Below are 23,094 nucleotides of genomic sequence, written 5' to 3'. Positions count from 1 at the left end.
GCCCGCCCGGCCCCCACTAGGGTCGTGCGCTTCGCCGTCCTCCCCTCGCGGCGGAAAGGGGGTTCACCGTGCCGCGTCTGCGGCTGTACGCCACGGTCGCCGCGGGCGGCTTCCGGCGCCACGCCACCTACCGGGTCGCCACGGCGGCGGGCGTCTTCACCAACTCGGTCTTCGGTCTGGTCCTCTCGTACACCTACATCGCCCTGTGGGACGAACGCCCTCGGCTGGGCGGCTACTCGGTCGACGACGCCCTCGCCTACGTGTGGATCGGCCAGGCCCTGCTCACGGTCTGCGGCCTCATGGGCGGCGGCTTCGAGACCGAGCTCATGGAACGGGTCAGGACCGGTGACATCGCCGTCGACCTCCACCGTCCCGCCGACCTCCAGGCCTGGTGGCTCGCCGCCAACGCCGGCCGCTGCGCCTTCCAGCTGCTCGGACGGGGCGCCGCCCCCATGGTGATCGGCGTGCTCGTCTTCGACTTCACGCTCCCGGACGGGCCCGGCCGCTGGGCCGCCTTCCTGCTCTCCGTGGCGCTCGGCTCCCTCGTCGGCTTCGCGATCTGGTACCTGGTGGCGATGAGCGCCTTCTGGCTCCTCGACGGGCAGGGCGTCGCGCAGGCCGCCTGGCTCTGCGGGATGTTCTTCTCCGGGATGCTCCTTCCGCTCAACGTCTTCCCCGGCGCTCTCGGTGACCTGGCACGCGTCCTGCCCTGGGCCTCGCTCCTCCAGGTCCCGGCGGACGTCTACCTCGGCCGGTACGGGGACGGCGGCGGCCTGGTGGGGGCGTACGCCTTCCAGGGCTGCTGGGCCCTGGTCCTGCTGGCCGCCGGCCGGGCCGCGCAGGCCGCGGCGACGCGCAAGGTGGTGGTGCAGGGTGGCTGAGCGGACGGCGGCGGAGCCGGTGGGGAGGCGCGAGGGGGTGGCGGGGATGGCCGGTCCGGAGCGGGCGCGGTTCGTGCGCCGGGGCGGCGAGGCCTGGCGTACGTACCGGATGGTCGCCGGCATGTGGATCCGGTCGACGATGACGTACCGTTCCTCCTTCGCCCTGACCCTCTTCTCCTCCTTCTGCGTCACCTTCTTCGACTTCGTCGTCATCCTGCTGATGTTCGGTCACGTCGAGGGCCTCGGCGGCTTCGCCTTCGCCGAGGTCGCCTTCCTCTACGGCACGGCCGGCACGTCCTTCGGGCTCGCCGACCTCACGATGGGCTCCCTGCAGCGGATGGGGCGGCGGGTGCGGGACGGCTCGCTCGACACCTTCCTGCTCCGGCCGGCGCCGCTGCTCGCCCAGGTGGCCGCCGACGGGTTCGCGCTGCGGCGGCTCGGCCGGGTCACGCAGGGCCTGGTCGTGCTCGTCTGGGGCCTGCTGCTCCTGGACGGCGTCACCTGGACCCCGCTGAAGGTGCTGCTGGTGCCGGTGACGGTGGTGTGCGGGGCGGTGATCTTCATGGCGGTGATGGTGGTCGGGGCGTCCGCGCAGTTCTGGATCCAGGACGCCGCGGAGGTCACCAACTCCTTCACCTACGGCGGGAACACCCTGCTCCAGTACCCGCCGACGATCTTCGCGCAGGAGCTGGTGCGGGGGGTCGTGTACGTCGTCCCGCTGGCGTTCGTGAGCTGGCTGCCCGCCCTGTACGTGCTCGGGCGGCCGGCCCCGGCCGGGGTGCCGTCCTGGGCGGCCTTCGCCTCCCCGGCGGTCGCCCTGGTCTGCTGCGGGCTCGCCGGCCTCGCCTGGCGGGCCGGCGTCCGTTCGTACCGTTCGACAGGAAGCTGAGGAGACCGACCGTGCCCTTCATCGAACTCGACTCCCTGGAGAAGGTCTTCACGGTCCGCCGCCGGGCGGGCCTGCTGCGCCGCGAGAAGCGCGAGGTCCGCGCCGTCGACGGGATCACCTTCGGCGTCGAACGCGGCGAGATGGTCGGCTACATCGGCCCCAACGGCGCCGGGAAGTCCACCACCATCAAGATGCTGACCGGCATCCTCACCCCGAGCGGCGGCCGGCTGCGCGTCGCCGGCATCGACCCGGCGCGGGAGCGGACCCGGCTCGCGCGGCGGATCGGCGTCGTCTTCGGGCAGCGCACGACGCTCTGGTGGGACCTGCCGCTGCGCGACTCGTACCGGCTGGTGCACCGCATGTACCAGGTGCCCGACGCCCGCTTCCGCGAGAACCTCGACCGGTGCGTGGAGCTCCTGGAGCTCGGCGACCTCCTCGACGTGCCCGTACGGCAGCTCTCCCTCGGCCAGCGGATGCGCGGCGACATCGCCGCCGCCCTCCTCCACGACCCGGACGTGCTCTACCTCGACGAGCCGACGATCGGCCTCGACATCGTGTCCAAGACGCGGGTGCGGTCCTTCCTGCGCGAACTCAACGCCGGCCGCGGCACCACCGTCCTCCTCACCACACACGACCTCACCGACATCGAACAGCTCTGCTCCCGCGTCATGGTCATCGACCACGGGCGCCTGATGTACGACGGCGATCTGACCGGCCTGCACGAGTCCGGCGGCGGCGAACGGCTCCTGGTCGTCGACCTGGCCACCGCGATGCCGCCCATCGAGGACGTGCCGGGCGCCCGCTTCGTCCGCGCCGAGGGGCCGCGGCAGTGGCTCGCCTTCCCGGCCACCTGCTCGGCCGCGCCCCTGGTGGCCGCGGTCGCCGCCGCCTACCCGCTGGTGGACCTCTCGGTGCGGGAACCCGACATCGAGACGGTGATCGCGAAGATGTACGGGGGAACTCGGGAGGACCGCCGGGAGTCCCTCACGTAGGGAGGTCGAGTCCATGGTGAGTTTCTCGTACACGGCGGCGGACGCGGAGAAGAGCAGAGGGGTGCGGCGCATGAAGGCGCTGGCCACCTCGCTGCTCGGCGCGGTCGCCGTCATCTACGCCCTGGCGACCTGGGCCGAGCACTCCGGCGCGGGCGCCTGGGCGGGGTACGTCGCCGCGGCGGCCGAGGCCGGCATGGTCGGCGCGCTCGCGGACTGGTTCGCGGTGACCGCCCTCTTCCGGCACCCCCTGGGGCTGCCGATCCCGCACACGGCGATCATCCCGAAGAAGAAGGACCAGCTGGGCACCTCCCTCGGGGCGTTCGTCGGGGAGAACTTCCTGTCGGCCGACGTCGTACGCGGCAGGCTGCACGCCCTGGGCATCGGCCGCCGGCTCGGCGGGTGGCTCTCCGACCCGGCCCACGCCGACCGGGTCACCTCCGAACTCTCCACCGCGCTGCGCGGCGCGCTGACCGTGCTGCGGGACGCCGACGTCCAGGCCGTCGTCGGCGAGGCCATCACCCGCCGCGCCGAAGCGGCCGAGATCGCGCCCGGCCTCGGCAAGACCCTCGACCGGCTCGTCACCGACGGCGCCCACCGCCGGGCCGTCGACCTCGTCTGCACCCGCGCCCACGACTGGCTCGTCACCCACGGGGACTCGGTCATGGACGCGGTCCAGGGCGGCGCCCCCGGCTGGACCCCGCGCTTCGTCGACCGCAAGGTGGGGGAGCGCGTCTACCGCGAGCTCCTCCGGTTCGTCACGGAGATGCGGGACATGCCCGCGCACCCGGCGCGCGGCGCGATCGACCGCTTCCTCACCGACTTCGCCGCCGACCTCCAGGCCGACACGGACACCCGCGCCCGCGTGGAACGCCTCAAGGGCGACCTCCTCGCCCGCCCCGAGGTCCAGGACATCATCGCCTCCGCCTGGTCCTCCGTCCGCGCCCTCGTCCTCGCCGCGGCCGAGGACGACCACAGCCAGCTCCGCCTGCGCGCCCGCGCCTCGCTGATCTCCCTGGGCCGGCGCCTGTCGACGGACGCCCGCCTCCAGGGCAAGGTCGACACCTGGGTCGAGTCGGCGGCGACGTACCTGGTCACCACCTACCGCACCGAGATCACCTCGCTGATCACGGACACGGTGGCGGGCTGGGACGCCGCCCAGACCTCCCGGAAGATCGAGGCCAACATCGGCCGCGACCTCCAGTTCATCCGCATCAACGGCACGGTGGTCGGCGCCCTCGCCGGCCTCCTCATCCACACCTTGAGCAGGGCGGCGGGGGCGTAGGGCCCGGGGCGGGGGGGGCCTTCGTGGGGGCGGGGGCTGGGCGGGGTCCCAGTGGTGGCAGGGCCCCTGGCAGGGGCGGCCCGGGGGCTGCCCGTCTGGCGTCCGGCCCTCCGGGTGCCTCAGCCGCGGTCGCGGGTCGCGGCCCAGGAGGCCGCGGCGACGGCCCCGGCCACCGAGAACACCGCGGGCCAGGCCCCGATCTTCTTGGCGAGCGGGTGCGACCCGGCGAAGGCGGCGACATAGGCGGACGACAGCCCCACGGAGGCCTTCACCCCACCCACCCGCTGCCACTCCCGCGCGGCCACCCCACCGGCCACGGCCAGCACCACACCGCCGAGGGGCCGCTTCTTCGTCCACCGCGCGACGGCATAACCCCCGACGAGCCCGGCGGCGGCAACGGCGGAGGAGGGGATGCGGGACATGGGGTCACCTCGTGTTCGATCGGACGCTTCTCCGTCCGAGCCTAGCGAGGCCCCGTTGTCCCGGACGTGGCCGGTGAGTGAGGGGACAGGGGTGAGGGGCGACGCCCTCGCCGTCCATCAGGACAGCACGTCGGTGAAGGATCCCTTCCGCGGCGGCATTTGCTCCTATAGCAGGGCGCGCGGTCGGATCGAGTGGACCAGGTAGATCGTCGCGCGGAGAAGGCGTAGCTCCTCGTCGCTGTCGGCTCGTCGTACGGCGGCGGAGGCACGCACCCGAGGCAGTCCTGCCGACAGGAGGTCGACGTCCAGGCTCTCCGGATGCTCCTCCGGGAGGAAGTCGACGAGGTCCTCGCGGAGCACGTTCCAACGCGGTCGATTGGCCAGGAGTGTCTCGCACGCCTGGGGCTTGTTGTCGAGGAGGAGCGCCGGCGAGAAGCCCGCGCTCTCCAGGCCCGATGCCAGGCCGCCCGCGCCGGAGCAGACGTCCACGAATCTCAGGGGATCACTCATCCGACGGCCGTCCTGTTCTCCGGAGGTCCTGGTCGCGATCGGTCCGGCTCGACCGGGTGCGGTCGGCTCTCGCCCGGTCCACCGCCGCGCGCACGGTCGCCGCGACCTCCTCCGCCGGCTCGTGCTCCCAGAAGCGGAGCACCACCCAACCCTGAGCTATCAGGTGTTCGGTCGTCTCCCGGTCTCGCGCCATGTTCCTGTCCAGCTTCGCTCGCCACCACTCCGCGTTCGCCTTGGGGTGGGTGGCGTGCAGCGGGCAGCCGTGCCAGAAGCAACCGTCCAGGAAGACCGCGATCCTGGCGCCTCCCCAGGCGATGTCGATGGTGCGGCGTGGCAGGCCCGGGACGGGCACGTTGACGCGGTACCGCAGTCCCGCCGCGTGGAGCAGGCGGCGGACCATGACCTCGGCGGCGGTGTCTCGCCTGGCCTGGCGGCTCATGCGGGCCGAGACGGCGGGAGAGGAGGGGACGGCTGGGGACACGTGTGCATTGTGCCGGACGGGGCCTCCGGCTACTCCGCCCCGTGGCACTTCCCGTACGTCTCCGCCGAGCCGCACCAGCAGGACGCGCCGCGGGCCGGGGGCCAGGGGGTGGCGCGGCCGCGGGCGGCGAGGGTGGTGGCGTACTGGGGGAGGAGGTCGGCGTTGGCGGGGGAGGAGGCCTCGGAGGCGGCGAAGGCCTCGTAGGAGGGGACGGTCGCCGGGACGATGCCGAGGTTCGGGGTGCCGGCCTGGGCGAGTTCGCGGAGGGAGGCCTCGATGTCGGTGAGGTGCGCGCGGTACGTGGGGTACTCGGCCTCCAGCTCCGGGTAGGCCGCGAGGAGCTCGTCGAGTTCGGCCTCCGGCCAGTGGAGGACGGCGACCGGGAAGGGGCGGGAGAGGGCCGTGCGGTAGGTGCCCAGCTCCGAGCGGAGGCGGGTGATCTCGGCCCGCAGCTCGGCCGGGTCCGAGGAGCCGAGCGACCACAGGCGCTTCGGGTCGTGCAGCTCGTCCAGCGGGACCTCGGCCGTGTGGAGGCGGTCCGCCAGGTCGTCCCAGTCGTCGTGGGGGAGGGCCAGCATGCGGCGCACGCGGTGGCGGGTGGTGAGCAGAGACCGGGTGGCGTGCGGGAGGTCCTCCGCGACGGGGCCGGCCGCGAGGAGGCCGGCCGCCTCCGTGAGCGTGGCCTGCGCCGCCTCCAGCTCGTCGTGGGCCTCCAGCGTCTCCGCCGCGATCTCCCACGGCGCCGCGTCCGAGGGCTTCTCCCGGCGCAGGCCGTCGATGATCGCGCGGGCCTCCGCCTCGTGGCCGTACTCCCACAGGTTCGCCGCCTTCAGCGCCCTGATCAGGTGCGGCTGCGCGGGCGTGCCGGTGAGGAGGGAGTCGTAGAGCGTCGACGCGCGCGGGCGGTCGCCCGCCAGTTCCAGGTGGGCCGCGGCCTGGAGCAGCAGGGGCTCGCGGTCGCTGGGGTACTGCGTGGCGGTACGCAGCAGGCGCTCGGCTTCGGTGATGTGGGCTGCAGGCGTGTCGGGGCGCATGCTCTCACCGTACTGCTGTACGGGCCGCGAGAGTTGGCGCCCCCGCACTTGTGGCGCCCGGCGGACAGGGGCGGCGCACGGCGTGCGGGTGCGGTGGGAACTTCCGGCCGCCGTCGCGCGTCCACAGAGGCAGGGGGCCACGCGAGGGGGCCCGCGGGACGACCAGGGGGTGGGGGACATGGCGGGGAGTGCGCTCCTGCGCGTCGCCGCGCCGCTGTTCTGCCTGCTCGCCCTCGCCGAGCTGCTCCTCTCCGACGGGGCCGCGCTCTCCACCGCCGTCGCCCTCGCCGCGACCGCCGTCCTCTGCGCGCTCACCGGGGCCCGTACGGCTCCCGCCGTACCGCCGACCCGGATCCGTACCGTCCTGCGCGACCGCGAGCGCCGCACCGCCTTCCTGCCCCAGCGTGATCCCGACGCCGCGGGCCGGCGCAGACCTCGGGCTCCCGGCCGTCCCCTCCCGACGGCCGCGTAGGGAGCCCGCCGCAGGGGCGGTCCGGACACCGGAAAGCCCTGGTACATCCGGAAATTCCATGATCCGGTGATGTCACCGTCCCATGGTCCTCCCGGCCCCCGTAGGGGCTCACGCGGAACCGTCATGCCGAGAACCGCTCCTCGCCCGGCACGACGAGATCCCACGGAGGGCTTCTCCATGTCCGCGTTCCTCGATGTCTTCGCCACCCTCGTCCAGCGGCTCGCCGAGCTGCTCCAGCCCCTCTTCGCCTCCACCGCCACCGCCGCCGCGATCGTCCTCTTCACCGCGCTCGTGCGGCTCGCCGTCCACCCGCTCTCCCGCGCCGCCGCCCGCGGCCAGCAGGCCCGCACCCGGATCGCCCCGCAGCTCGCCGCCCTCCGCAAGCGGTACGCCAAGAACCCGGAGCGCCTCAAGAAGGCGGTCATGGAGCTGCACGCGAAGGAGAAGGTGTCGCCCTTCGCCGGCATCCTGCCGAGCCTGATCCAGGCGCCCGCGTTCCTCCTCATGTACCACCTGTTCGCCGGGGACCGGATGGCCGGGCACGCCCTCCTCGCCGCCCCGCTCGGCGACAGCTGGATCGACGCCCTCGCCCACGGCGGTCCCTTCGGCCCGGCCGGGCGGGTCCACCTCGCCGTCCTCGCGCTCACCGCCGTCGTCGCCGTCGTCAACTACCGCCGTACGAAGCGGCAGCTCGCCGAGCAGCCGCTCGACCTGGGGCAGCCCACGCCCGGCGCCGACACCATCGCCAAGGTGATGCCGCTGCTCTCCTTCGCCACGCTCGTCACGGTCGCCGTCGTCCCGCTCGCCGCCGCCCTCTACGTCCTCACCAGTACCGCCTGGACCGTCGCGGAACGGGCCTTCCTCTTCCGCGCGGAGGCCGGCTCCGGCTCCCGCCCCGCACCGGCCCAGGACGGCCCGGCTACTCGCGCGTAAGGGTCCAGGGTGTGAACGGGGTCTTGCCGAGTGACCCGTTCTCTTGGAGGATCGACCAATCCTCCGATGGCCGCACTCCATCGGCCGGGGCACCTCGGGGCCCACCTCCCGGGCCCACCTCGACCACAAGGAGAAGACCATGAAGCTGCTGCGTGTCGGCCCGGCGGGGGCCGAGCGTCCCGCCCTGCTCGACCAGGACGGAACCCTCCGCGACCTGTCCGCCCTCGTCGACGACATCGACGGCAGTCTGCTCGCCGACGCCTCCGCGCTCGACCGGATACGGGCCGCCGCCGGCGCCGGGGTGCTGCCCGCGCTCGACGCGACCGGCCTGCGGATCGGCCCGCCGGTCGGCCGGATCGGCAAGGTCGTGTGCATCGGGCTGAACTACCACGGCCACGCCGCCGAGACCGGCCAGGCCACCCCGGCCGAGCCGGTCGTCTTCCTCAAGGCCGCCGACACCGTCGTCGGCCCGGACGACACGGTTCTCGTCCCGCGCGGCTCCCTCAAGACCGACTGGGAGGTCGAGCTGGCGATCGTCATCGGCCGCACCGCCCGCTACCTGGAGACCGACGAGCAGGCCCTCGCGCACATCGCCGGATACGCGGTCGCCCACGACGTCTCCGAGCGCGAGTTCCAGATCGAGCGCGGCGGCACCTGGGACAAGGGCAAGAACTGCGAGACCTTCAACCCGCTCGGCCCCTGGCTCGTGACCGCCGACGAGGTGCCCGAGCCGCAGGCGCTCGGGCTGCGCCTGTGGGTCAACGGCGAGCTCAAGCAGGACGGCCACACCTCCGACCAGATCTTCCCGGTGGCGGAAGTGGTCCGGTACGTGAGCCGGTTCATGACCCTCCACCCCGGCGACATCATCAACACCGGTACGCCGGCGGGCGTCGCCATGGGGCAGCCGGAGCCCAAGCCGTACCTGCGGCCGGGCGACGTGGTGGAGCTGGAGGTCGACGGCCTCGGCCGCCAGCGCCAGGAGCTCAAGAGCGCCTGAGGGGCCCGGGCGCGGCGGCTGGACGCGACCGTGCGTCCTCCGCCGGCCGGGCGTTCGCCCGTACGGCCGGACGGCTCGCCGTCCGGCGCGCGGAATCGGTGCGCGCCGCGCGCGAGGCTCCGTTCATTTTGTCCGTTCTTCTGCATATTGCGATGTATGGATAGAACGAAGACCGCACGGGGAGGGCGGCGGGCTCTCCGCCGTACGACCGTCTCCGCCGCCCTCGCCGTGGCCGGCGCCGCCACCCTCGTCGGAACCCTCGCCGCCCCCGGGGCCGCCGATCCGCTGCCGGGCGGGCTCGGGCCGTGCAAGCCGGGCAACTGCCCGTCCGCGTACCCCGACGTCAACAACGGCCGGATCGACCACCGCGACAACAACATCAACGTCTTCGTCGGCGGCGACTTCCGCGTCCGCGAGGCCGCGGCGGAGGCCGAGGGGAAGGTCGTCGTCCTCGGCGACTTCGACCAGAGGAAGCGGGCCGGCGCGTCCGCCGTCTACAACGTCGGCGTCGCCGGCGTCGGCTCCCGCGTCCCGCCCGACGACGGCAGCGACTTCCTCACCGTCGGCGGGAACCTCGCGGTGGCCGGCGGGCAGCGGCTGCTCGCCGAGGAGGGCGCGGTCCACGGCGTCGTACGGTACGGGGGCACCCTCGCCGGCACCGTCGCGCCGGCCCCGGTCCAGGACGCGACCGCCGCCGGACCGTACACCGACCTGCGGGACCGGCTCACCGCGGCCAGCCGGTGCTACGCGTACGTCGACGGCCGCTCCCGCCCGGCCACCGGCACCGCCGTCAACAACGACTACGAGACCCTCTTCACCGGTGACGGCACTTCGGCGCTCCAGGTCTTCACCGTCGACTTCGACCTGGAGTCGGCGCGCGGCGGTCAGCAGGGCATCCGGTTCGACCGGATCCCGGCCGGGGCGACCGTGCTGGTCAACGTGCTCGGCGCGGACCGGACCGTCGACTCGTTCATCGGCGGGCTGCCGTACGGCCTGCGCGAGCGGGTGCTGTGGAACTTCCCGGACGCGACGAAGGTGACGTTCGAGGGCACGGCCCAGTTCGCGGGCAGCGTGCTGATCGGCAACCAGGCCAGTGCCACGACCGTGACCATGCCCGGCATGAACGGCCGCTTCTTCACCACCGGGGACCTCACGCACGCCTCGGAGCCCGGGCGCGGCGGCGGACAGGAGCTGCACGCCTATCCGTTCGACGGCGACCTGCCCTCGTGCGAGAAGCCGGTCCCGACCCCCACCCCGACGACCCCCACGCCGACGACCCCCACGCCGGACGTCCCCACGCCGACCGAGCCGACCCCGACGACTCCTACACCGGACGTCCCCACGCCGACCGAGCCGACCCCGACCACCCCCACGCCGGACGTCCCCACCCCGACCGAGCCGACCCCTACGGACCCCACACCGGACGTCCCGACCCCGACCGAGCCGACGCCGAGTCCGACACACCCGACCCCGAGTCCGACCGATCCGACCGGCGGTGGCACGACCGGCGGCGGCACGACCGGCGGCACCGGAGGTGACACCGGCGGCCACGGAGGTTCCACCGGGGGCGGGGGCCACCGACCGGACGGCGAACTGCCCGACACCGGTGCCGGAACGGGCGAGGTCGTCATGGGTGCCACCGCCCTGGGCCTGGCCCTCGCCGGTGGCGCGCTCGTCGCCGTCAGCCGTCGGCGCCGGCGTCTCCGGACGAGCTGAGGAAGCGTTCCAGCGCCTCGACGACCAGAGCGTGGTCCTCGGCCTGCGGCAGTCCCGAGACCGTGACCGAGCCGATCACGCCCACGCCCTCGACCGCGACCGGGAACGAACCGCCGTGCGCGGCGTACCGGTCGGGGTCGAGGCGCGAGGACTGCTCGAACGTCGTCCCCTTGGCGCGGAAGCGGGCACCGACCAGGAAGGAGCTGTGGCCGTACCGCTCGACCACCCGCCGCTTCCGGTCGATCCAGGCGTCGTTGTCGGCGCTCGACCCCGGCAGCGCGCAGTGGAACAGCTGCTGCGGTCCGCGCCGGATGTCGACGGCCACGGGTGCCCGCCGCTCCCGGGCCAGCCCGACGAGCAGGCTGCCGAGCACCCAGGCGTCCTCGTACGTGAACCGGGGGAGGACCAGGCGTGCCTCCTGGGCCTCCAGGGCCGCCACGTCCGGGAAGCCGGGGGCGCTCACAGGGTCACCGTCACGCGCTCGCGGGCGGAGCGCCGTGCCGCCTCCAGGACGTCGAGCGCGGCGGCGGCCTCGTGCGCGGTGACCGGGTTGGGGCCGGTGCCGCGCAGGGCGGCGGCGACGGCCGCGTAGTACGCCGGGTAGTCGCCGGGCAGTGACTCGACCGGGTCGCCGCCGCCGGTCAGCGGGGACTCGCCGGCGCCGAGCCGGCCCCACAGCTCCTCGGGCTCGGCCCCCCAGTCCGGCGCGTCGGGGCCGGGCCGCAGGCCCTCGCGCAGAGCGGCCTCCTGCGGGTCGAGCCCGTACTTCACGAAGCCCGCCGTGCGGCCGAGGACCCGGAAGCGGGGGCCGAGCTGGGCGGTGGTGGCGCTCACGTACAGGTGGGAGCGGACGCCGTTCGCGTGGGTGACGGCGATGAAGGTGTCGTCGTCGGCCTCGGCGCCCGGGCGGCGTACGTCCGACTCGGCGTAGACGGTGACGGCCGGGCCGAAGAGGGCGAGGGCCTGGTCCACGACGTGGCTGCCGAGGTCGTACAGGAGCCCGCCGATCTCCTCCGGGGCGCCGGACTCGCGCCAGCCGCCCTTGGGCTGCGGGCGCCAGCGCTCGAACCGGGACTCGAAGCGCTGGACCTCGCCGAGGAGGCCGGCGTCCAGGAGGCCGCGCAGGGTGCGGAAGTCGCTGTCCCAGCGGCGGTTCTGGAAGACGGAGAGGAGCAGGCCGCGCTCGTCGGCGAGGGCGGCGAGGCCGCGCGCCTCGGCGGCGGTGGCGGCGAGCGGCTTGTCCACGACGACGGGGAGCCCTGCCTTGAGGGCGGCCTCGGCGAGGGCGACGTGGGTCTTGTTGGGGGAGGCGACCACGATCAGGTCCAGCGGGTCGGCGCCCTCCTCCCACAGCTCCTCGGGGCGGGCCGCGACCCGGACGCCGGGGTGGGCGGCGCGGGCGGCGGCGGCGCGCTCCGGATTGCCGGTGGTGACGGCGACGAGATCGAGGTCCGCGGAGGCGGCGATCAGCGGCGCGTGGAAGACGGAGCCCGCGAGGCCGTAGCCGACGAGGCCGACGCGGAGAGGGCGGGGACCGTGGGGGGAGTGCTCGTGCCCCGGGCCCGTGCCAGTGCCTGTACCAGTCATGGCTCCCACTTAAGCAACGCTGTTGCCAAACCGCAAGCACAGGCGACAATGGGCGCGTGAAGAAGGATCTCGGCCCGGCCGGAGCCAACCTGCCCGCGCTGCGCAGCCACAACGCGGCGCTCGTCCTCGACCTGCTCCGAACGGCGGGCGAACCGGGCATCAGCCGCCTGGAACTGGCCGACCGGACCGGCCTCACCCCGCAGGCCGTCAGCAAGATCACCGCCCGGCTGAGGGCGGAGGGACTCGTCGCGGAGGCCGGCCGGCGCGCCTCGACCGGCGGCAAACCCCGGACCGTCCTGCGGCTCGTGCCCTCCGCCGGGTACGCCGTCGGCGTCCACCTCGACCGCGACGAGCTGACGGTCCTCCTGGCCGACCTCACCGGCGCCACCGTGGCCGAACGCCGCCGTCCCCTGGACCTCGGGGCGGGCGCCGGGCCGGTCCTCGGCGCCGTGGAGTCGGAGGTGCGCGCCCTGCTGAACCGGGGAGCGGACACGGACGGCGCCGATACCGCCGGCTCCGGGGCCGGCGGGACTGCGGGGGCCGTGGTCGGGGTCGGGGTCGCGATGCCCGGGCCGCTGGACCACCGGGCCGGGGTGCCGGGGCGCGTGACCGGGTTCCCGGCATGGGACGGGCATCCGGTACGGGACGAGCTGGCCCGGCGGCTCGGACTGCCCGTCGTCCTCGACAAGGACACCAACGCCGCCGCGCTCGGTCTCGCCCTGCGGCCCGCCGCCCCCGGTTCCTTCGCGTACGTGCACCTCGGTACGGGGCTCGGTGCCGGGCTCGTACTCGGCGGCGTCCCCCTGCGCGGGGACCGCACCGGGGCCGGTGAGCTGGGCCACCAGACCGTCCAGCTCGACGGGCCCCCGTGCGGCTGCGGGGGCCGGGGATGCCTGGAGGTCCTGTGTCTGGCGGCGGTGGCGCGCGGCGACCTGGGCGAGGCCGCCCGGATCCTGGGTACGGGCGCGGCCAACCTCGTACGGCTCCTGGACATCGACCAGGTGCTGCTGGGCGGGCGCGTGGTCCTCGCGGCGCCCGAGGTGTTCGCGGACGGGGTGCGGGCGGTGCTCGCCGGGCTGGGACTCCCGGCCCCGGTCGCGGTGGCGGCCGGCCCCCGGGCCGTGGCGGAGGGGGCGGCCTGGCTCATCCTCGGTCCGATCTTCGGACAATAGGCTGATCGGGCGGACTCGGCGGGCCGTCCGGGGTGCCGCACGGTGTCGCTCCCCGGACCGCCCCGGCGCGCCTGGCAGCGTCGCGGCCGACCCGTACGTCCGCCGAGCAGCAAAGGCGCCTCCCATGGCACCCGCACCCCCGCGACTGCGCAACGCCCGAGCCCTGCCGCGCCCCGGCCCCCGCCCCGGGACCCCCGCCCGGCCCCGTACCGCCTGGCTCAGGGCCCCGCTCGTCGCCCTGGCCCTGGCGCTGCCCCTGTCCCCCGGCCTCGCCGCCGCACGTCCTGACCAGGCTCCGGCCCCCGCGCCACCCGCCGCCCCCGCCCTCCCCGGCGGGCCCACCACCCCCGGTCTCGCTGAAGCCCCCGCCCTCCCCGGCGCGCCCGCCGTCCCGGCCCCGGCCGCTCCCGACTGCGGCGCGGTCGCGGGAGTCGGCTTCCCGCTCGTGTCACGGCTGCACGGCGGCCCCGCCGCCTACCCGGCCGGCGGCCCGCTCCAGGACTGGACACTCGACCTCACCAACACCACGGCCGCGCCCTGCACCGGCATCCACCCCGTCCTCGTCCTCACCGACCGCCGGCGGGCCCTGCGGCCGGAGCACATCCGGTTCGAGTTCCACGACGCCCGGGCCGACCGCTGGCATCCGGTCGCCTTCGAGGTGACCGAGGAGGCCGAGAACATCGGCGCGTTCAGCGGGTTCCCCGGTTTCCAGGGCTTCACGGTGCCGCCGGGCCGTACCCTCACCGTCCCCGTACGGCTGGCCTTCCGCGCGGACACGGCCCCCGACGAGGTCGTCGTGAACGCGGCCGTGGTCCAGCGGCGGGGCGCCGACGGGGACTGGGTCGGTCAGTCCGGCGACTACCGGCTCGCCATCGGCCCGGCGCGGTCCCCTTCCGCCCCGCCGGCGGACCCCGGGCGGACGCCCGCGCCACCCACCGGGACCGCCCCCGGCGAACCGGTCCCCAGCGTGTCTCCCGCCCCGTCCTCCACCGTCTCCCCGGTGCCCTCCGGCTCCCCGCCGCCCGGGGACGGCCACGACCCGAGCCGGGAACTCGCCCTGACAGGACGGGAGTACGGCCTCCTTCTCGCCCCGCTCGCCGGCGCCCTCGCCCTCACCGGCGCGTTCCTGGTCCGAGGGGCCCGCCGCCGTCGCCACCCCTGACCCCGCGCCGCGGGAGCCCGCCGCTCGGGCCCGGGGACCCCGTGGCCGACGTCGCGCCCCCGAGGGTCACGTTCCGTACACCCTCCCGTTCACCCCCGTCTGCGACCATCGGGCCGTGAATCCCGTGAACCACCAGACCACCCCCGGCGCCCCCGTCCGCTCCGGCGTCCCGGAACACGGACGGGTGCCCAAGTACTACGCCGTCAAGGCCCGGATCTCCGTCCTGATCGACGAGTTGGGCGACGGCGGTCCGCTGCCCACCGAGCGCGACCTCGCCGTCCGCTACGAGGTCTCCCGCGAGACCGTCCGGCAGGCGCTGCGCGAACTCCTCCTGGAGGGACGGCTCCGCCGCCGGGGCCGGAGCACGGTCGTCGCGGGGCCCAAGCTCGAACAGCCCCTGTCGCTGGCCAGTTACACCGAGGGGGTACGCCGCCAGGGCCGCCGCCCCGGCCGTACCCTCGTCTCGCTCGACCGCTTCCCCTGCACCGAGGCCCTGGCCGCCGAGGTCGGGGCCGCGCGCGGCGAGCCCGTCTGGCACATGGAGCGGGTGCTGCTCGCCGACGACGAGCGGGTCGGCCTGGAGAGCACGTACGTCTCCGTGGCCCGCGCGCCGCACTTGGACGCCGACTTCGACCCCGACTCGTCCTTCTACGCCTATCTGCACGACCGGCTCGGCATCGTCTTCGGCGACGCCGACGAGCGGATCGAGACCGTCCTCGCCACTCCCCGCGAGGCCCTGCTCATCGGCACCCCGCCCGCGCTGCCGATGCTGCTCCTGCACCGCCTCTCCCGGGACACCGACGGCCGGCCCCTGGAGCGGGTCCGCACCCTCTACCGCGGCGACCGCTTCAGCTTCACCACCCACCTCGGCCGCCAGGACTGAGCGGAAGGCCCCTTGCCCACCCCTGACGGCATATCACGGAAAGGTAACGGGTCTGGTCCAAGCTTGGCGGGTCGTTCACCGTCCCGTCGCCCGCCCGATCGGCCCAGGACACCGGCCCCCAGGACCGTTTCGGCCATGAAGGTGATCGTCGTAGGAGCCGGCGTGGTGGGAACCATGCACGCCTGGCACGCAGTGGAACGCGGCCACGAGGTCGTACACATCGAGCGCGAGGCGGAGGCGCGCGGCGCCTCCCTCCGCAACTTCGGCCAGATCTGGGTGAGCGGCCGCGCGGCGGGGGAGGAGCTGGAGACCGCCCTGCGGGCCCGCGAACTGTGGGAGGGCGTCGGCGCCCGCGTCCCCGGGCTCGGCTTCCGGGCGAACGGCTCCCTCACCCCCGTACGCAACGACCTCGAACGGGCCGTCGCCGAGGCCGCCGTGGCCCGCCCCGACGCCGCCGCCCGCGGCTACAAGCTGCTCACCCCGGCCGAGGCGCGCGCCCTCAACCCGGCCCTGCGCGGCACGTTCGAGGCCGCCCTGTGGTGCGAGCGCGACGCCGCCGTCGAGCCCCGCACCGCCCAGCTCGCCCTCCGCGAGGCCCTCCTCGCCACCGGCCGCTACACCTTCCTCCCGCACCGCGAGGTCCGGGACGTGGCCGGCGAGCACGCCGTCCGCGACGACCACGGCGAGGTGCACAGCGGCGACGCCGTCGTCCTGTGCACCGGCGCCTGGCTCTCCGGCCTCGTCCGCGAGGTCGCGGGACCCGTCCCCGTCCGGCGCGTCCGCCTCCAGATGATGCAGACCGAACCGCTCGGCGAACCGCTCACCACCTCCGTCGCCGACGCCGACTCCTTCCGCTACTACCCGGCCTACGCCTCCGCGGCGCTCGACGCCCTCAACGCCGGGCAGCCCCAGGACCCCACCGCCGCCGCCCACCGGATGCAGCTGCTCATGGTGCAGCGGCTCGACGGCGGACTGACCATCGGCGACACCCACGAGTACGAGCACCCCTTCGCCTTCGACACCTCCGAAGACCCCTACGAGCACCTCACCCGCGTCGTCGAGTCCTTCCTCGGCCGCCCGCTGCCGAGGATCAGGCGCCGCTGGGCCGGGGTGTACGCGCAGTGCGTCGACCCCGCCCGGGTCGTGCACCGCCAGCGGGTCCGCGACGGCGTGTGGCTGGTGACCGGACCCGGCGGCCGGGGCATGACCTGCGCACCCGCCGTCGCCGAGACGACCGCGAACGAACTGGGCTGGTGAACCCCATGAGCACGAAGAACACGTACGGCCTCGTCGTCCTCGACATGGCCGGCACCACCGTCGCCGACGACGGCCTCGTCGAGCAGGCCTTCACCGTCGCCGCCGAACGCCTCGGCGAGGACCCGGCCGCGATGATCGGCCACGTCCGGGCCACCATGGGCGAGTCGAAGATCTCCGTCTTCCGCCACCTCCTCGGCGGCGACGAACAGCGCGCCCGGCAGGCCAACCTCGCCTTCGAGGAGGCGTACGGAGAGCTCGTCGCCGGCGGCAGGATCGCCCCGGTCCCCGGCGCCGCCGAGGCCGTCGCCACTCTCCAGGAGCAGGGCAGGACCGTCGTCCTCACCACCGGCTTCGCCCGCGTCACCCAGGACGCCGTCCTCGACGCCCTCGGCTGGCGCGAGCTCGTCGGCCTCACCTTCTGCCCGGCCGACACCGGCGGCCGGGGCCGCCCGTACCCCGACATGGTCCTCGGCGCGTTCCTCCGCACCGGCGCCGTCGACGACGTGCGCCGGATCGCGGTCGCCGGCGACACCTCGTACGACATGCTCTCCGGCGTCCGCGCCGGCGCCGGGATCGTGGCGGGCGTCCTGACCGGCGCCCACGACCGGGCGGCGCTCACCGCCCACGGGGCCACCCACGTCCTGCCCTCCGTCGCCGCCCTCCCCGCCCTCCTCGCGGAGCACGACTCATGACCAGCGGCATCCGCTTCGCGGACGTCTCCGTCCGCTACGGCACCACCACCGTCCTCGACTCGTTCGACCTCACCGTCGAACCGGGCGAGGTCATGGCCCTCCTCGGCCCCTCCGGCTCCGGCAAGACCACCGCCCTGCGCACCGTCGCCGGGTTCGTCCGCCCCGCCTCCGGACGCGTCTTCATCGGCGACCGGGACGTCACCGACCTGCCCCCGTACGAACGGGGCATCGGCATGGTCGTCCAGAGCTACGCCCTCTTCCCGCACCTGCGGGTCGCGGACAACGTGGCCTTCGGGCTCAAGGCCCGCAAGGAGCCCAGGGCCGCGATCCCCGGACGGGTCGCCGAGGCCCTGGAGATGACCGGCATGGCCGCCTACGCCCGCCGCTACCCGCGCGAACTCTCCGGCGGGCAGCAGCAGCGCGTCGCGATCGCCCGCGCCCTCGCCGTCCGGCCGGACGTGCTCCTGCTCGACGAGCCGCTCTCCGCGCTCGACGCCCGGCTCCGCTCGGGAATGCTCGCCGAACTCGCCCGGCTGCACCGGGAACTTCCCGGCGTCTCCGTCCTGTACGTCACCCACGACCAGGTCGAGGCGCTGACGCTGGCTGACCGGATCGCCGTCATGGACCGGGCCCGCCTCCAGGACTGCGGCACCCCGCGGGAGCTGTACCGGCGGCCCCGCACCGAGTTCACCGCCTCCTTCGTCGGCGACGCCAACCTGCTGCCCGTGCGTGTCACCGCCGACGGGGTCACCCTCGCCGGCCGGCCGCTGGACGTCCCCGTTCCCGTCACCGGGGCCGCCTCCGCCGCCGCCACCCTCTGCGTCCGCCCGCATCTCGTCGGCCTCGGCGAGGGCCCCAACGCGCTCCGGGGCCGGATCACCGAGGTGCAGTGGCGCGGTGCCGCCCACCGGCTGTACGTCGACGTGGCCGGCCACCGGGTCAAGGCCGACGTACGGGAGCTGCGGGAGACCCCGGTCCTGGACTCCGAGGTCACCCTGCACTTCGCGCCCGAGGACGCCGTCCTGCTCGCCGCGGGGGTGAACGATGGCTAGCCGGGGCCCGGAGCTGGCGGCGTACGTTCCCGGACCGGACCCCGGCCCAGGCGGCGGCCCCGGTACGGGCCCGGTGAAGGGGGACGCGGCGGCGGAACCGGGGCGTCCCGCCCGCACCTCGCCCCGGGCCCCCGCCGCCCGCCCCCGTACGCCTCGGAGCGTGCCCGCCTGGGTGTGGGCGCTGCCGCCCGTCGCCGTCCTCGCCCTCGTCTTCCTCTACCCGCTGGCGCTCGTCGTCCAGGAGTCCCTGGTCCCCGGCGCGTACGCGCAGGTCTTCGCCTCCGCGGCCTTCCGCGACGCCCTCGTCACCACCGTCCTGCTGGCCCTGGGCGCCACCGCCGGCTGCCTGGTCCTCGGCTTCTTCCTGGCGCTGGTCATCGCCTTCGTACCGTTCCCCGGCGGCCGGGCCGTCGCCCGGTCCGTGGACGTCTTCCTCTCCTTCCCGTCCTTCCTGATCACGCTCGCGCTCCTCTTCGTGTACGGCACGGTCGGCATGGCCAACGGGGTGTGGACCGGCGTCACCGGCGCCGCCGAGGGGCCGTTCCGGTTCCTCACCACCCCCTGGGGTGTCCTCCTCGCCGAGATCACCTACTTCACGCCGTTCGTGATGCGCCCGCTGCTGGCCGCCTTCGCCCAGCTGGACGGCGCGCAGCTGGAGGTGGCGTCCTCACTCGGCGCCCGGCCGGCCCGGATCGTGCGGCGGGTGATCCTGCCCGAGGCCCTGCCCGCCCTCGCCGCCGGCGGCAGCCTCGTCTTGGTCATGTGCCTCAACGAGTTCGGAATCGTCCTCTTCACCGGTGCCAAGGGCGTCACGACCCTCCCGATGCTCGTCCACTCGAAGGCCGTCCTCGAATCCGACTACGCCGCCGCGTGCGTGGTCGCCGTCGTCAACGTCGCGGTCTCCGTGGGCCTCTACGGCCTCTACCGGGTGGTGAGCAAGCGTGCTGGTGCATAGCCGGACGGGCCGATGGGCACTGTGGGCCCTCTTCGCGGTCCTCTTCGTCCCCCTCTTCGCCCTGCCCCTCCTCGTCATCCTGGCCGCGTCCTTCTCCACCCAGTGGTCCGGCGCCTTCCCCTCCGGCCCGACCACCGGGCACTACACGGCCGCCGTGCGCGGCGCGTCGCTCCAGGCCCTCACGACCAGTCTGGTCACCGCCGTCGTCGCGAGCCTCCTCGCGCTCGCCCTCGGCACCTGGGCGGCGCTGGCGGCGGCGTCCCTGCGGGCCCGGGGCCGCCGGTTCCTCGACGCCCTGTTCGTCCTGCCGCTGGCGGTGCCGTCCGTGGTCGTCGGCCTCGCCGTCCTCGTCGCCTTCTCCCGGCCGCCCGTACTCCTCAACGGCACGCCGTGGATCGTGATCCTGGCGCACACCGTGCTCGTGACGGCCTTCGCCCACCAGTCGGTATCGGCCGCCCTGCGCCGCCTCGACCCCGCGTACGAGCAGGCGGCGGCCGGTCTCGGCGCCCGCCCGGCGTACGTCCTCCTCCGGGTGAAACTGCCGCTGCTGCTGCCCTCCCTGGGCGCGGCCGCCGGGCTCTGCTTCGCCCTGTCGATGGGCGAGCTGAGCGCCACGATGATGCTCTACCCGCCGGACTGGCTGCCGCTGCCGGTGCTCGTCTTCACCGCCACCGACCGGGGCTCCCTCTTCACCGGCTCCGCGCTCGCCGTGGTCCTCATGGCGACGACACTGCTGGTCCTGCTCGCCGTCTCCCGCGTCCGTACCCGAGCGACCCACCGCTGATGTGTCCCCCCGCCGACCTCCCAGGAGAGAACGACGTCATGCTGACGCCCGCCCCCCGGCAGACCACCCGACCGCTCGCCGCGCTCGCCGTCACCGCCCTCCTCGCCGCCGCCCTCACGGCCTGCGGCGGCCCGTCCTCCGCCTCCGACGAGAAGGTCGTCACCGTCTACAGCGCCGACGGCCTCAAGGGCGAGAAGGGCGACGGCTGGTACGACAGGGTCTTCGCCGACTTCGAGAAGGAGACCGGCATCGAGGTGAAGTACGTCGAGGGCGGCTCGGGAGAGATGGTGCAGCGCGCCCTGCGCGAGAGGTCCCACACGCAGGCCGACGTGCTGATCACCCTGCCGCCCTTCATCCAGCAGGCCGGCGCCAAGGGCCTGCTCCAGGCGTACGTCCCCCGGGGCGCCGAGCAGGTCGCCGGCGCCGACAAGGCCGACGACGGCACCTGGACCTCCGTCGTCAACAACTACTTCGGCTTCATCCACAACAGCAAGGAGCTGCCCCGGGCCCCCAGGACCTGGGAGGAACTGCTCGACCCGGCGTACAAGAACAAGATCCAGTACTCGACCCCCGGCGTCGCAGGCGACGGCACCGCCGTCCTCATCAAGGCCATGCACGACTTCGGCGGGCAGGAGCCGGCCATGGAGTATCTGAAGAAGCTCCAGGCCAACAACGTCGGCCCGTCCTCCTCCACCTCCAAGCTCGCCCCCAAGGTCGACAAGGGCGAACTGCTCGTGGCCAACGGCGACGTCCAGATGAACTTCGCCCAGGCCGCGTCCATGCCGAACCTCGCCATCTGGTTCCCGGCGAGGGCCGGCGAGAAGCCCACCACCTTCGCCCTGCCCTACGCGGCGGGCCTGGTCGCCGACGCCCCCCACACCGAGAACGGCAGGAAGCTCCTCGACTTCATGCTCGGCGAGAAGGCCCAGCGCCAGGTCAGCGCCGTCGGCGGCGGCTTCCCCGCCCGCAAGGACATCAGGCCGGCCGACGCCAACGCCGTCCGGCTCGCCCGGCTGATGGAAGGCGTGGAGGTCTTCGAACCGGACTGGGCCGACATCGGCGAGAACCTGACGGCGTACGTCGACGCGTGGAAGACGGCCACCGGCAGCTGACCCCGCCGGAACCAAGAGTTCACCGCACGACCCTGGAACCCCTCCGCGGATCGCGGAAGGATAACGGGTACGGACCAACGCCCCTGCTCAGTCAGGGGCGTTGGCGTGCGACCGCTCACCCGCCCGCTCGCCCCCTTCCCGGAGGACTCCGACATGCCGATCGACGGCACCCCCGCCGGAACCGCTTCCCCCACCCCCTGCCGTACGGCCCCGGCCGAAGCCCTTTCCCCCGCCGCCGGTGGCGGCACCGTCTCCCGGCGCACCGTGCTCGCCGCGGCCGGGGCCACCGCGGCCGTCGCCGCCACCTCCCTCGCCGCCGCCCCCGGGGCCCGCGCCGCCGCCGCGCCGGTCCTCCCCGACGGCACCAGCAAGGACAAGGTGCTGGTCGTCGGCATGGACGGCCTGCGGTACGACCGGATCGACGCCGCCCAGGCGCCCACCCTGAAGTCCCTCATGGCGAACGGCACGTTCGGCCGCTCCCTGCTCTACGCCCACCCGATGGCCGCGACCTCCTCGGGACCCGGCTGGTCCACGATCTCGACCGGCGTCTGGCCCGACAAGCACGGCGTGAAGGACAACACCTTCACCGGCAAGAACTACGCCCGCTACCCCGGCTTCCTCGCCCGCCTCCACCAGATCCGGCCCGGACTGTCCCTCTACGCCGCCGTCGACTGGCCCGAGCTCGACACCCACGGCACGGTCACCCCGGGCGCCGACGCCAAGCTGGTCTACGACAACGACTACGCCGTCAACGACAAGGTGATCACCGACATCACCGAGGACGTGCTGCGCCACCAGAACCCCGACGTCCTCTTCGTCTACTTCGGCGAGACCGACGCCGCGGGCCACTCCTACGGCGCCGCGAGTCAGAAGTACCTCGACGCCATCGCCGTCCAGGACGCCTACCTGGGCCGGCTCCTCGCCGCGATCAAGGCCCGGCCCGCGTACGCCACCGAGCGCTGGACCGTCATCGTCACCACCGACCACGGCCACGCCGACGCGGGCGGCCACGGCGGGTCCGCCGTCGAGGAGCGCCGCACCTTCGTCCTCGCCCAGGGCCCCGGCATCGCGGCCGGCGCCCGCCCCGTCGACACCCGGCTCGTGGACGTCGCCGCCACCGTCTTCCGCCAGCTCGGCATCGTCCCCGACCCGGCCTGGGGCCTGGACGGCAAGCCCCTTCAGGAACGCTCCACCGACCCCTTCGACAGCCTGTACGGATCGCTCACCGGCCGCGTGGACGAGACCGGCATCCCGAGCGGGGTCCTGGGCTTCACCCACACCCCGCCCAGCGGCTGGTCCGTCATCAACAACGCCATGGGCACCGGCGGGGTGACCGAGTGGCGCGGCTGGGCCTTCGCCACCGACGAGTTCTGGTCCCGCTCCCAGCGCGACCAGTCCCGCGAGCTCAACGTCCGCTCCCGGGGCGTCTTCGCCGTCGCCGACTCCGACGAATGGGCCGACAAGTCCTTCTCCGGTACGTACGACTCGACCCTCGTCACCCCGGCGTACGCGGTCTCCGGCGCCACCCGCGTCACCCTCGCCTTCACCACCCACTACCGGCAGGAGGGCGCCCAGACCGCCCAGGTCCTGGCCTCCTTCAACGGCGGCACGCCCTCCCTCGTCACGAGCTACACCACCGACGTCGTCTCCCAGCCCCAGTCCCTCACCGTCCCCGTCCCGGCCGGCGCCTCCAGCGTGAGCTTCCGCTTCCGCTACACCGGTGCCAACAACTGGTACTGGGTGGTCGACGGGGTCAAGATCAGCACTTCCTGATTACCCTGGGGGCGTCGCCACAGCGCAGTCGCGGCGCCCCCAGCACACCGCACGTC

23 protein-coding genes and 1 pseudogene are annotated in these 23,094 nt (G+C 74.3%); 18 read left to right on the top strand and 6 right to left on the bottom strand.

What is annotated here, in order from left to right; translation table 11 throughout:
• Window positions 1-77: 77 nt before the first annotated feature.
• Genes ACFY60_RS08785 through ACFY60_RS08770 form a run of 4 tightly spaced genes read left to right on the top strand, consistent with a single transcriptional unit; the run spans window position 78 to window position 4,044 of the window.
• Entirely contained in the window at window positions 78-881 is an 804-nt protein-coding gene (locus ACFY60_RS08785; RefSeq protein ID WP_388609236.1) for an ABC transporter permease, read from the top strand.
• Window positions 874-1,770 carry an ABC transporter permease gene (locus ACFY60_RS08780; protein ID WP_388609027.1) on the top strand — a complete coding sequence of 299 codons (897 nt, stop codon included), beginning with the start codon at window positions 874-876 and terminating at the stop codon, window positions 1,768-1,770. The genes ACFY60_RS08785 and ACFY60_RS08780 overlap by 8 nt, the downstream gene beginning before the upstream one ends.
• A gap of 11 nt (window positions 1,771-1,781) precedes the next feature.
• On the top strand, window positions 1,782-2,762 hold the full coding sequence (locus ACFY60_RS08775) for an ATP-binding cassette domain-containing protein (protein ID WP_388609025.1): 981 nt from the start codon (window positions 1,782-1,784) through the stop codon (window positions 2,760-2,762).
• A 13-nt stretch (window positions 2,763-2,775) separates the two neighbouring features.
• Window positions 2,776-4,044, top strand: a complete 1,269-nt coding sequence (locus ACFY60_RS08770) for a DUF445 domain-containing protein (protein ID WP_388609024.1) — start codon at window positions 2,776-2,778, stop codon at window positions 4,042-4,044.
• 119 nt (window positions 4,045-4,163) lie between these two features.
• Here ACFY60_RS08770 and ACFY60_RS08765 read toward each other — a convergent pair whose 3' ends face one another.
• The 4 genes and pseudogenes from ACFY60_RS08765 to ACFY60_RS08750 form a co-directional block, all read right to left on the bottom strand.
• Window positions 4,164-4,466, bottom strand: a complete 303-nt coding sequence (locus ACFY60_RS08765; protein ID WP_388609022.1) for a hypothetical protein — start codon at window positions 4,464-4,466, stop codon at window positions 4,164-4,166.
• Between the two features lie 168 nt (window positions 4,467-4,634).
• Window positions 4,635-4,976, bottom strand: a pseudogene (locus ACFY60_RS08760) (DNA cytosine methyltransferase); the annotation flags it as partial.
• The gene (locus ACFY60_RS08755) at window positions 4,969-5,415 is read right to left on the bottom strand and encodes a very short patch repair endonuclease (RefSeq protein ID WP_388609234.1); all 447 of its coding nucleotides are present in this window, start codon (window positions 5,413-5,415) and stop codon (window positions 4,969-4,971) included. The pseudogene ACFY60_RS08760 and the gene ACFY60_RS08755, both read right to left, overlap by 8 nt.
• A 71-nt stretch (window positions 5,416-5,486) precedes the next feature.
• The gene (locus tag ACFY60_RS08750; protein WP_388609021.1) at window positions 5,487-6,491 is read right to left on the bottom strand and encodes an SEC-C metal-binding domain-containing protein; all 1,005 of its coding nucleotides are present in this window, start codon (window positions 6,489-6,491) and stop codon (window positions 5,487-5,489) included.
• A gap of 178 nt (window positions 6,492-6,669) precedes the next feature.
• Here ACFY60_RS08750 and ACFY60_RS08745 point away from each other — a divergent pair, with 178 nt between their 5' ends.
• From ACFY60_RS08745 to ACFY60_RS08730, 4 genes are all read left to right on the top strand, one after another.
• Window positions 6,670-6,963 carry a DUF6412 domain-containing protein gene (locus ACFY60_RS08745; protein WP_388609020.1) on the top strand — a complete coding sequence of 98 codons (294 nt, stop codon included), beginning with the start codon at window positions 6,670-6,672 and terminating at the stop codon, window positions 6,961-6,963.
• Between the two features lie 177 nt (window positions 6,964-7,140).
• Window positions 7,141-7,896 carry a YidC/Oxa1 family membrane protein insertase gene (locus ACFY60_RS08740; RefSeq protein WP_388609019.1) on the top strand — a complete coding sequence of 252 codons (756 nt, stop codon included), beginning with the start codon at window positions 7,141-7,143 and terminating at the stop codon, window positions 7,894-7,896.
• 139 nt (window positions 7,897-8,035) lie between these two features.
• Entirely contained in the window at window positions 8,036-8,893 is an 858-nt protein-coding gene (locus ACFY60_RS08735; protein ID WP_388609018.1) for a fumarylacetoacetate hydrolase family protein, read from the top strand.
• A 156-nt stretch (window positions 8,894-9,049) separates the two neighbouring features.
• Entirely contained in the window at window positions 9,050-10,609 is a 1,560-nt protein-coding gene (locus ACFY60_RS08730; RefSeq protein WP_388609017.1) for a choice-of-anchor A family protein, read from the top strand.
• Here ACFY60_RS08730 and ACFY60_RS08725 read toward each other — a convergent pair.
• Together ACFY60_RS08725 and ACFY60_RS08720 are read right to left on the bottom strand one after the other, a co-directional pair.
• Window positions 10,575-11,072, bottom strand: a complete 498-nt coding sequence (locus tag ACFY60_RS08725) for a heme-degrading domain-containing protein (RefSeq protein WP_388609015.1) — start codon at window positions 11,070-11,072, stop codon at window positions 10,575-10,577. The two genes, ACFY60_RS08730 and ACFY60_RS08725, sit on opposite strands and share 35 nt — an antisense overlap.
• The gene (locus tag ACFY60_RS08720; protein WP_388609014.1) at window positions 11,069-12,196 is read right to left on the bottom strand and encodes a Gfo/Idh/MocA family oxidoreductase; all 1,128 of its coding nucleotides are present in this window, start codon (window positions 12,194-12,196) and stop codon (window positions 11,069-11,071) included. The genes ACFY60_RS08725 and ACFY60_RS08720 overlap by 4 nt, the downstream gene beginning before the upstream one ends.
• A 56-nt stretch (window positions 12,197-12,252) precedes the next feature.
• On the opposite strand from ACFY60_RS08720, the gene ACFY60_RS08715 reads away from it, so the two are divergent.
• The 10 genes from ACFY60_RS08715 to ACFY60_RS08670 all read left to right on the top strand — a co-directional run bounded on the left by ACFY60_RS08715 (window position 12,253) and on the right by ACFY60_RS08670 (window position 23,038).
• Window positions 12,253-13,368 (top strand): ROK family protein, encoded by a 1,116-nt coding sequence (locus ACFY60_RS08715; RefSeq protein ID WP_388609013.1) that lies wholly within the window; start codon window positions 12,253-12,255, stop codon window positions 13,366-13,368.
• A 124-nt stretch (window positions 13,369-13,492) separates the two neighbouring features.
• Entirely contained in the window at window positions 13,493-14,530 is a 1,038-nt protein-coding gene (locus ACFY60_RS08710) for a hypothetical protein (protein ID WP_388609012.1), read from the top strand.
• Window positions 14,531-14,645: 115 nt separating this feature from the next.
• The gene (locus tag ACFY60_RS08705) at window positions 14,646-15,413 is read left to right on the top strand and encodes a GntR family transcriptional regulator (protein ID WP_388609011.1); all 768 of its coding nucleotides are present in this window, start codon (window positions 14,646-14,648) and stop codon (window positions 15,411-15,413) included.
• A gap of 135 nt (window positions 15,414-15,548) precedes the next feature.
• Window positions 15,549-16,670 (top strand): TIGR03364 family FAD-dependent oxidoreductase, encoded by a 1,122-nt coding sequence (locus ACFY60_RS08700; protein WP_388609009.1) that lies wholly within the window; start codon window positions 15,549-15,551, stop codon window positions 16,668-16,670.
• A 5-nt stretch (window positions 16,671-16,675) separates the two neighbouring features.
• Window positions 16,676-17,362 carry a phosphonatase-like hydrolase gene (locus ACFY60_RS08695; protein ID WP_388609007.1) on the top strand — a complete coding sequence of 229 codons (687 nt, stop codon included), beginning with the start codon at window positions 16,676-16,678 and terminating at the stop codon, window positions 17,360-17,362.
• Window positions 17,359-18,414 (top strand): ABC transporter ATP-binding protein, encoded by a 1,056-nt coding sequence (locus ACFY60_RS08690; protein ID WP_388609005.1) that lies wholly within the window; start codon window positions 17,359-17,361, stop codon window positions 18,412-18,414. Before ACFY60_RS08695 ends, ACFY60_RS08690 begins: the two co-directional genes overlap by 4 nt.
• Window positions 18,407-19,369 carry a 2-aminoethylphosphonate ABC transporter permease subunit gene (locus ACFY60_RS08685; RefSeq protein WP_388609003.1) on the top strand — a complete coding sequence of 321 codons (963 nt, stop codon included), beginning with the start codon at window positions 18,407-18,409 and terminating at the stop codon, window positions 19,367-19,369. The genes ACFY60_RS08690 and ACFY60_RS08685 overlap by 8 nt, the downstream gene beginning before the upstream one ends.
• Window positions 19,356-20,153, top strand: a complete 798-nt coding sequence (locus ACFY60_RS08680; RefSeq protein WP_388609001.1) for an ABC transporter permease — start codon at window positions 19,356-19,358, stop codon at window positions 20,151-20,153. Before ACFY60_RS08685 ends, ACFY60_RS08680 begins: the two co-directional genes overlap by 14 nt.
• A gap of 38 nt (window positions 20,154-20,191) precedes the next feature.
• A complete protein-coding gene (locus ACFY60_RS08675) occupies window positions 20,192-21,265 on the top strand; it encodes a 2-aminoethylphosphonate ABC transporter substrate-binding protein (RefSeq protein ID WP_388608999.1) in 1,074 nt (357 codons plus the stop codon).
• A gap of 153 nt (window positions 21,266-21,418) precedes the next feature.
• Entirely contained in the window at window positions 21,419-23,038 is a 1,620-nt protein-coding gene (locus tag ACFY60_RS08670; RefSeq protein WP_388609232.1) for an alkaline phosphatase family protein, read from the top strand.
• Window positions 23,039-23,094: the final 56 nt, after the last annotated feature.

This window comes from Streptomyces sp. NPDC012827, from assembly GCF_042900905.1.
GTDB lineage: Bacteria > Actinomycetota > Actinomycetes > Streptomycetales > Streptomycetaceae > Streptomyces > Streptomyces gulbargensis.
The sequence above is the reverse complement of the archived record's forward strand: the minus strand, read 5'-3'. Positions and strand labels throughout refer to the sequence as shown.

Coding starts and splice junctions, on each gene's coding strand:
- ACFY60_RS08770 (WP_388609024.1), top strand. CDS start 2,776: ATGGTGAGTTTCTCGTACACGGCGGCGGACGCGGAGAAGAGCAGAGGG.
- ACFY60_RS08765 (WP_388609022.1), bottom strand. CDS start 4,466: ATGTCCCGCATCCCCTCCTCCGCCGTTGCCGCCGCCGGGCTCGTCGGG.
- ACFY60_RS08755 (WP_388609234.1), bottom strand. CDS start 5,415: ATGAGCCGCCAGGCCAGGCGAGACACCGCCGCCGAGGTCATGGTCCGC.
- ACFY60_RS08750 (WP_388609021.1), bottom strand. CDS start 6,491: ATGCGCCCCGACACGCCTGCAGCCCACATCACCGAAGCCGAGCGCCTG.
- ACFY60_RS08745 (WP_388609020.1), top strand. CDS start 6,670: ATGGCGGGGAGTGCGCTCCTGCGCGTCGCCGCGCCGCTGTTCTGCCTG.
- ACFY60_RS08740 (WP_388609019.1), top strand. CDS start 7,141: ATGTCCGCGTTCCTCGATGTCTTCGCCACCCTCGTCCAGCGGCTCGCC.
- ACFY60_RS08735 (WP_388609018.1), top strand. CDS start 8,036: ATGAAGCTGCTGCGTGTCGGCCCGGCGGGGGCCGAGCGTCCCGCCCTG.
- ACFY60_RS08730 (WP_388609017.1), top strand. CDS start 9,050: ATGGATAGAACGAAGACCGCACGGGGAGGGCGGCGGGCTCTCCGCCGT.
- ACFY60_RS08720 (WP_388609014.1), bottom strand. CDS start 12,196: ATGACTGGTACAGGCACTGGCACGGGCCCGGGGCACGAGCACTCCCCC.
- ACFY60_RS08710 (WP_388609012.1), top strand. CDS start 13,493: ATGGCACCCGCACCCCCGCGACTGCGCAACGCCCGAGCCCTGCCGCGC.
- ACFY60_RS08700 (WP_388609009.1), top strand. CDS start 15,549: ATGAAGGTGATCGTCGTAGGAGCCGGCGTGGTGGGAACCATGCACGCC.
- ACFY60_RS08695 (WP_388609007.1), top strand. CDS start 16,676: ATGAGCACGAAGAACACGTACGGCCTCGTCGTCCTCGACATGGCCGGC.
- ACFY60_RS08690 (WP_388609005.1), top strand. CDS start 17,359: ATGACCAGCGGCATCCGCTTCGCGGACGTCTCCGTCCGCTACGGCACC.
- ACFY60_RS08685 (WP_388609003.1), top strand. CDS start 18,407: ATGGCTAGCCGGGGCCCGGAGCTGGCGGCGTACGTTCCCGGACCGGAC.
- ACFY60_RS08675 (WP_388608999.1), top strand. CDS start 20,192: ATGCTGACGCCCGCCCCCCGGCAGACCACCCGACCGCTCGCCGCGCTC.
- ACFY60_RS08670 (WP_388609232.1), top strand. CDS start 21,419: ATGCCGATCGACGGCACCCCCGCCGGAACCGCTTCCCCCACCCCCTGC.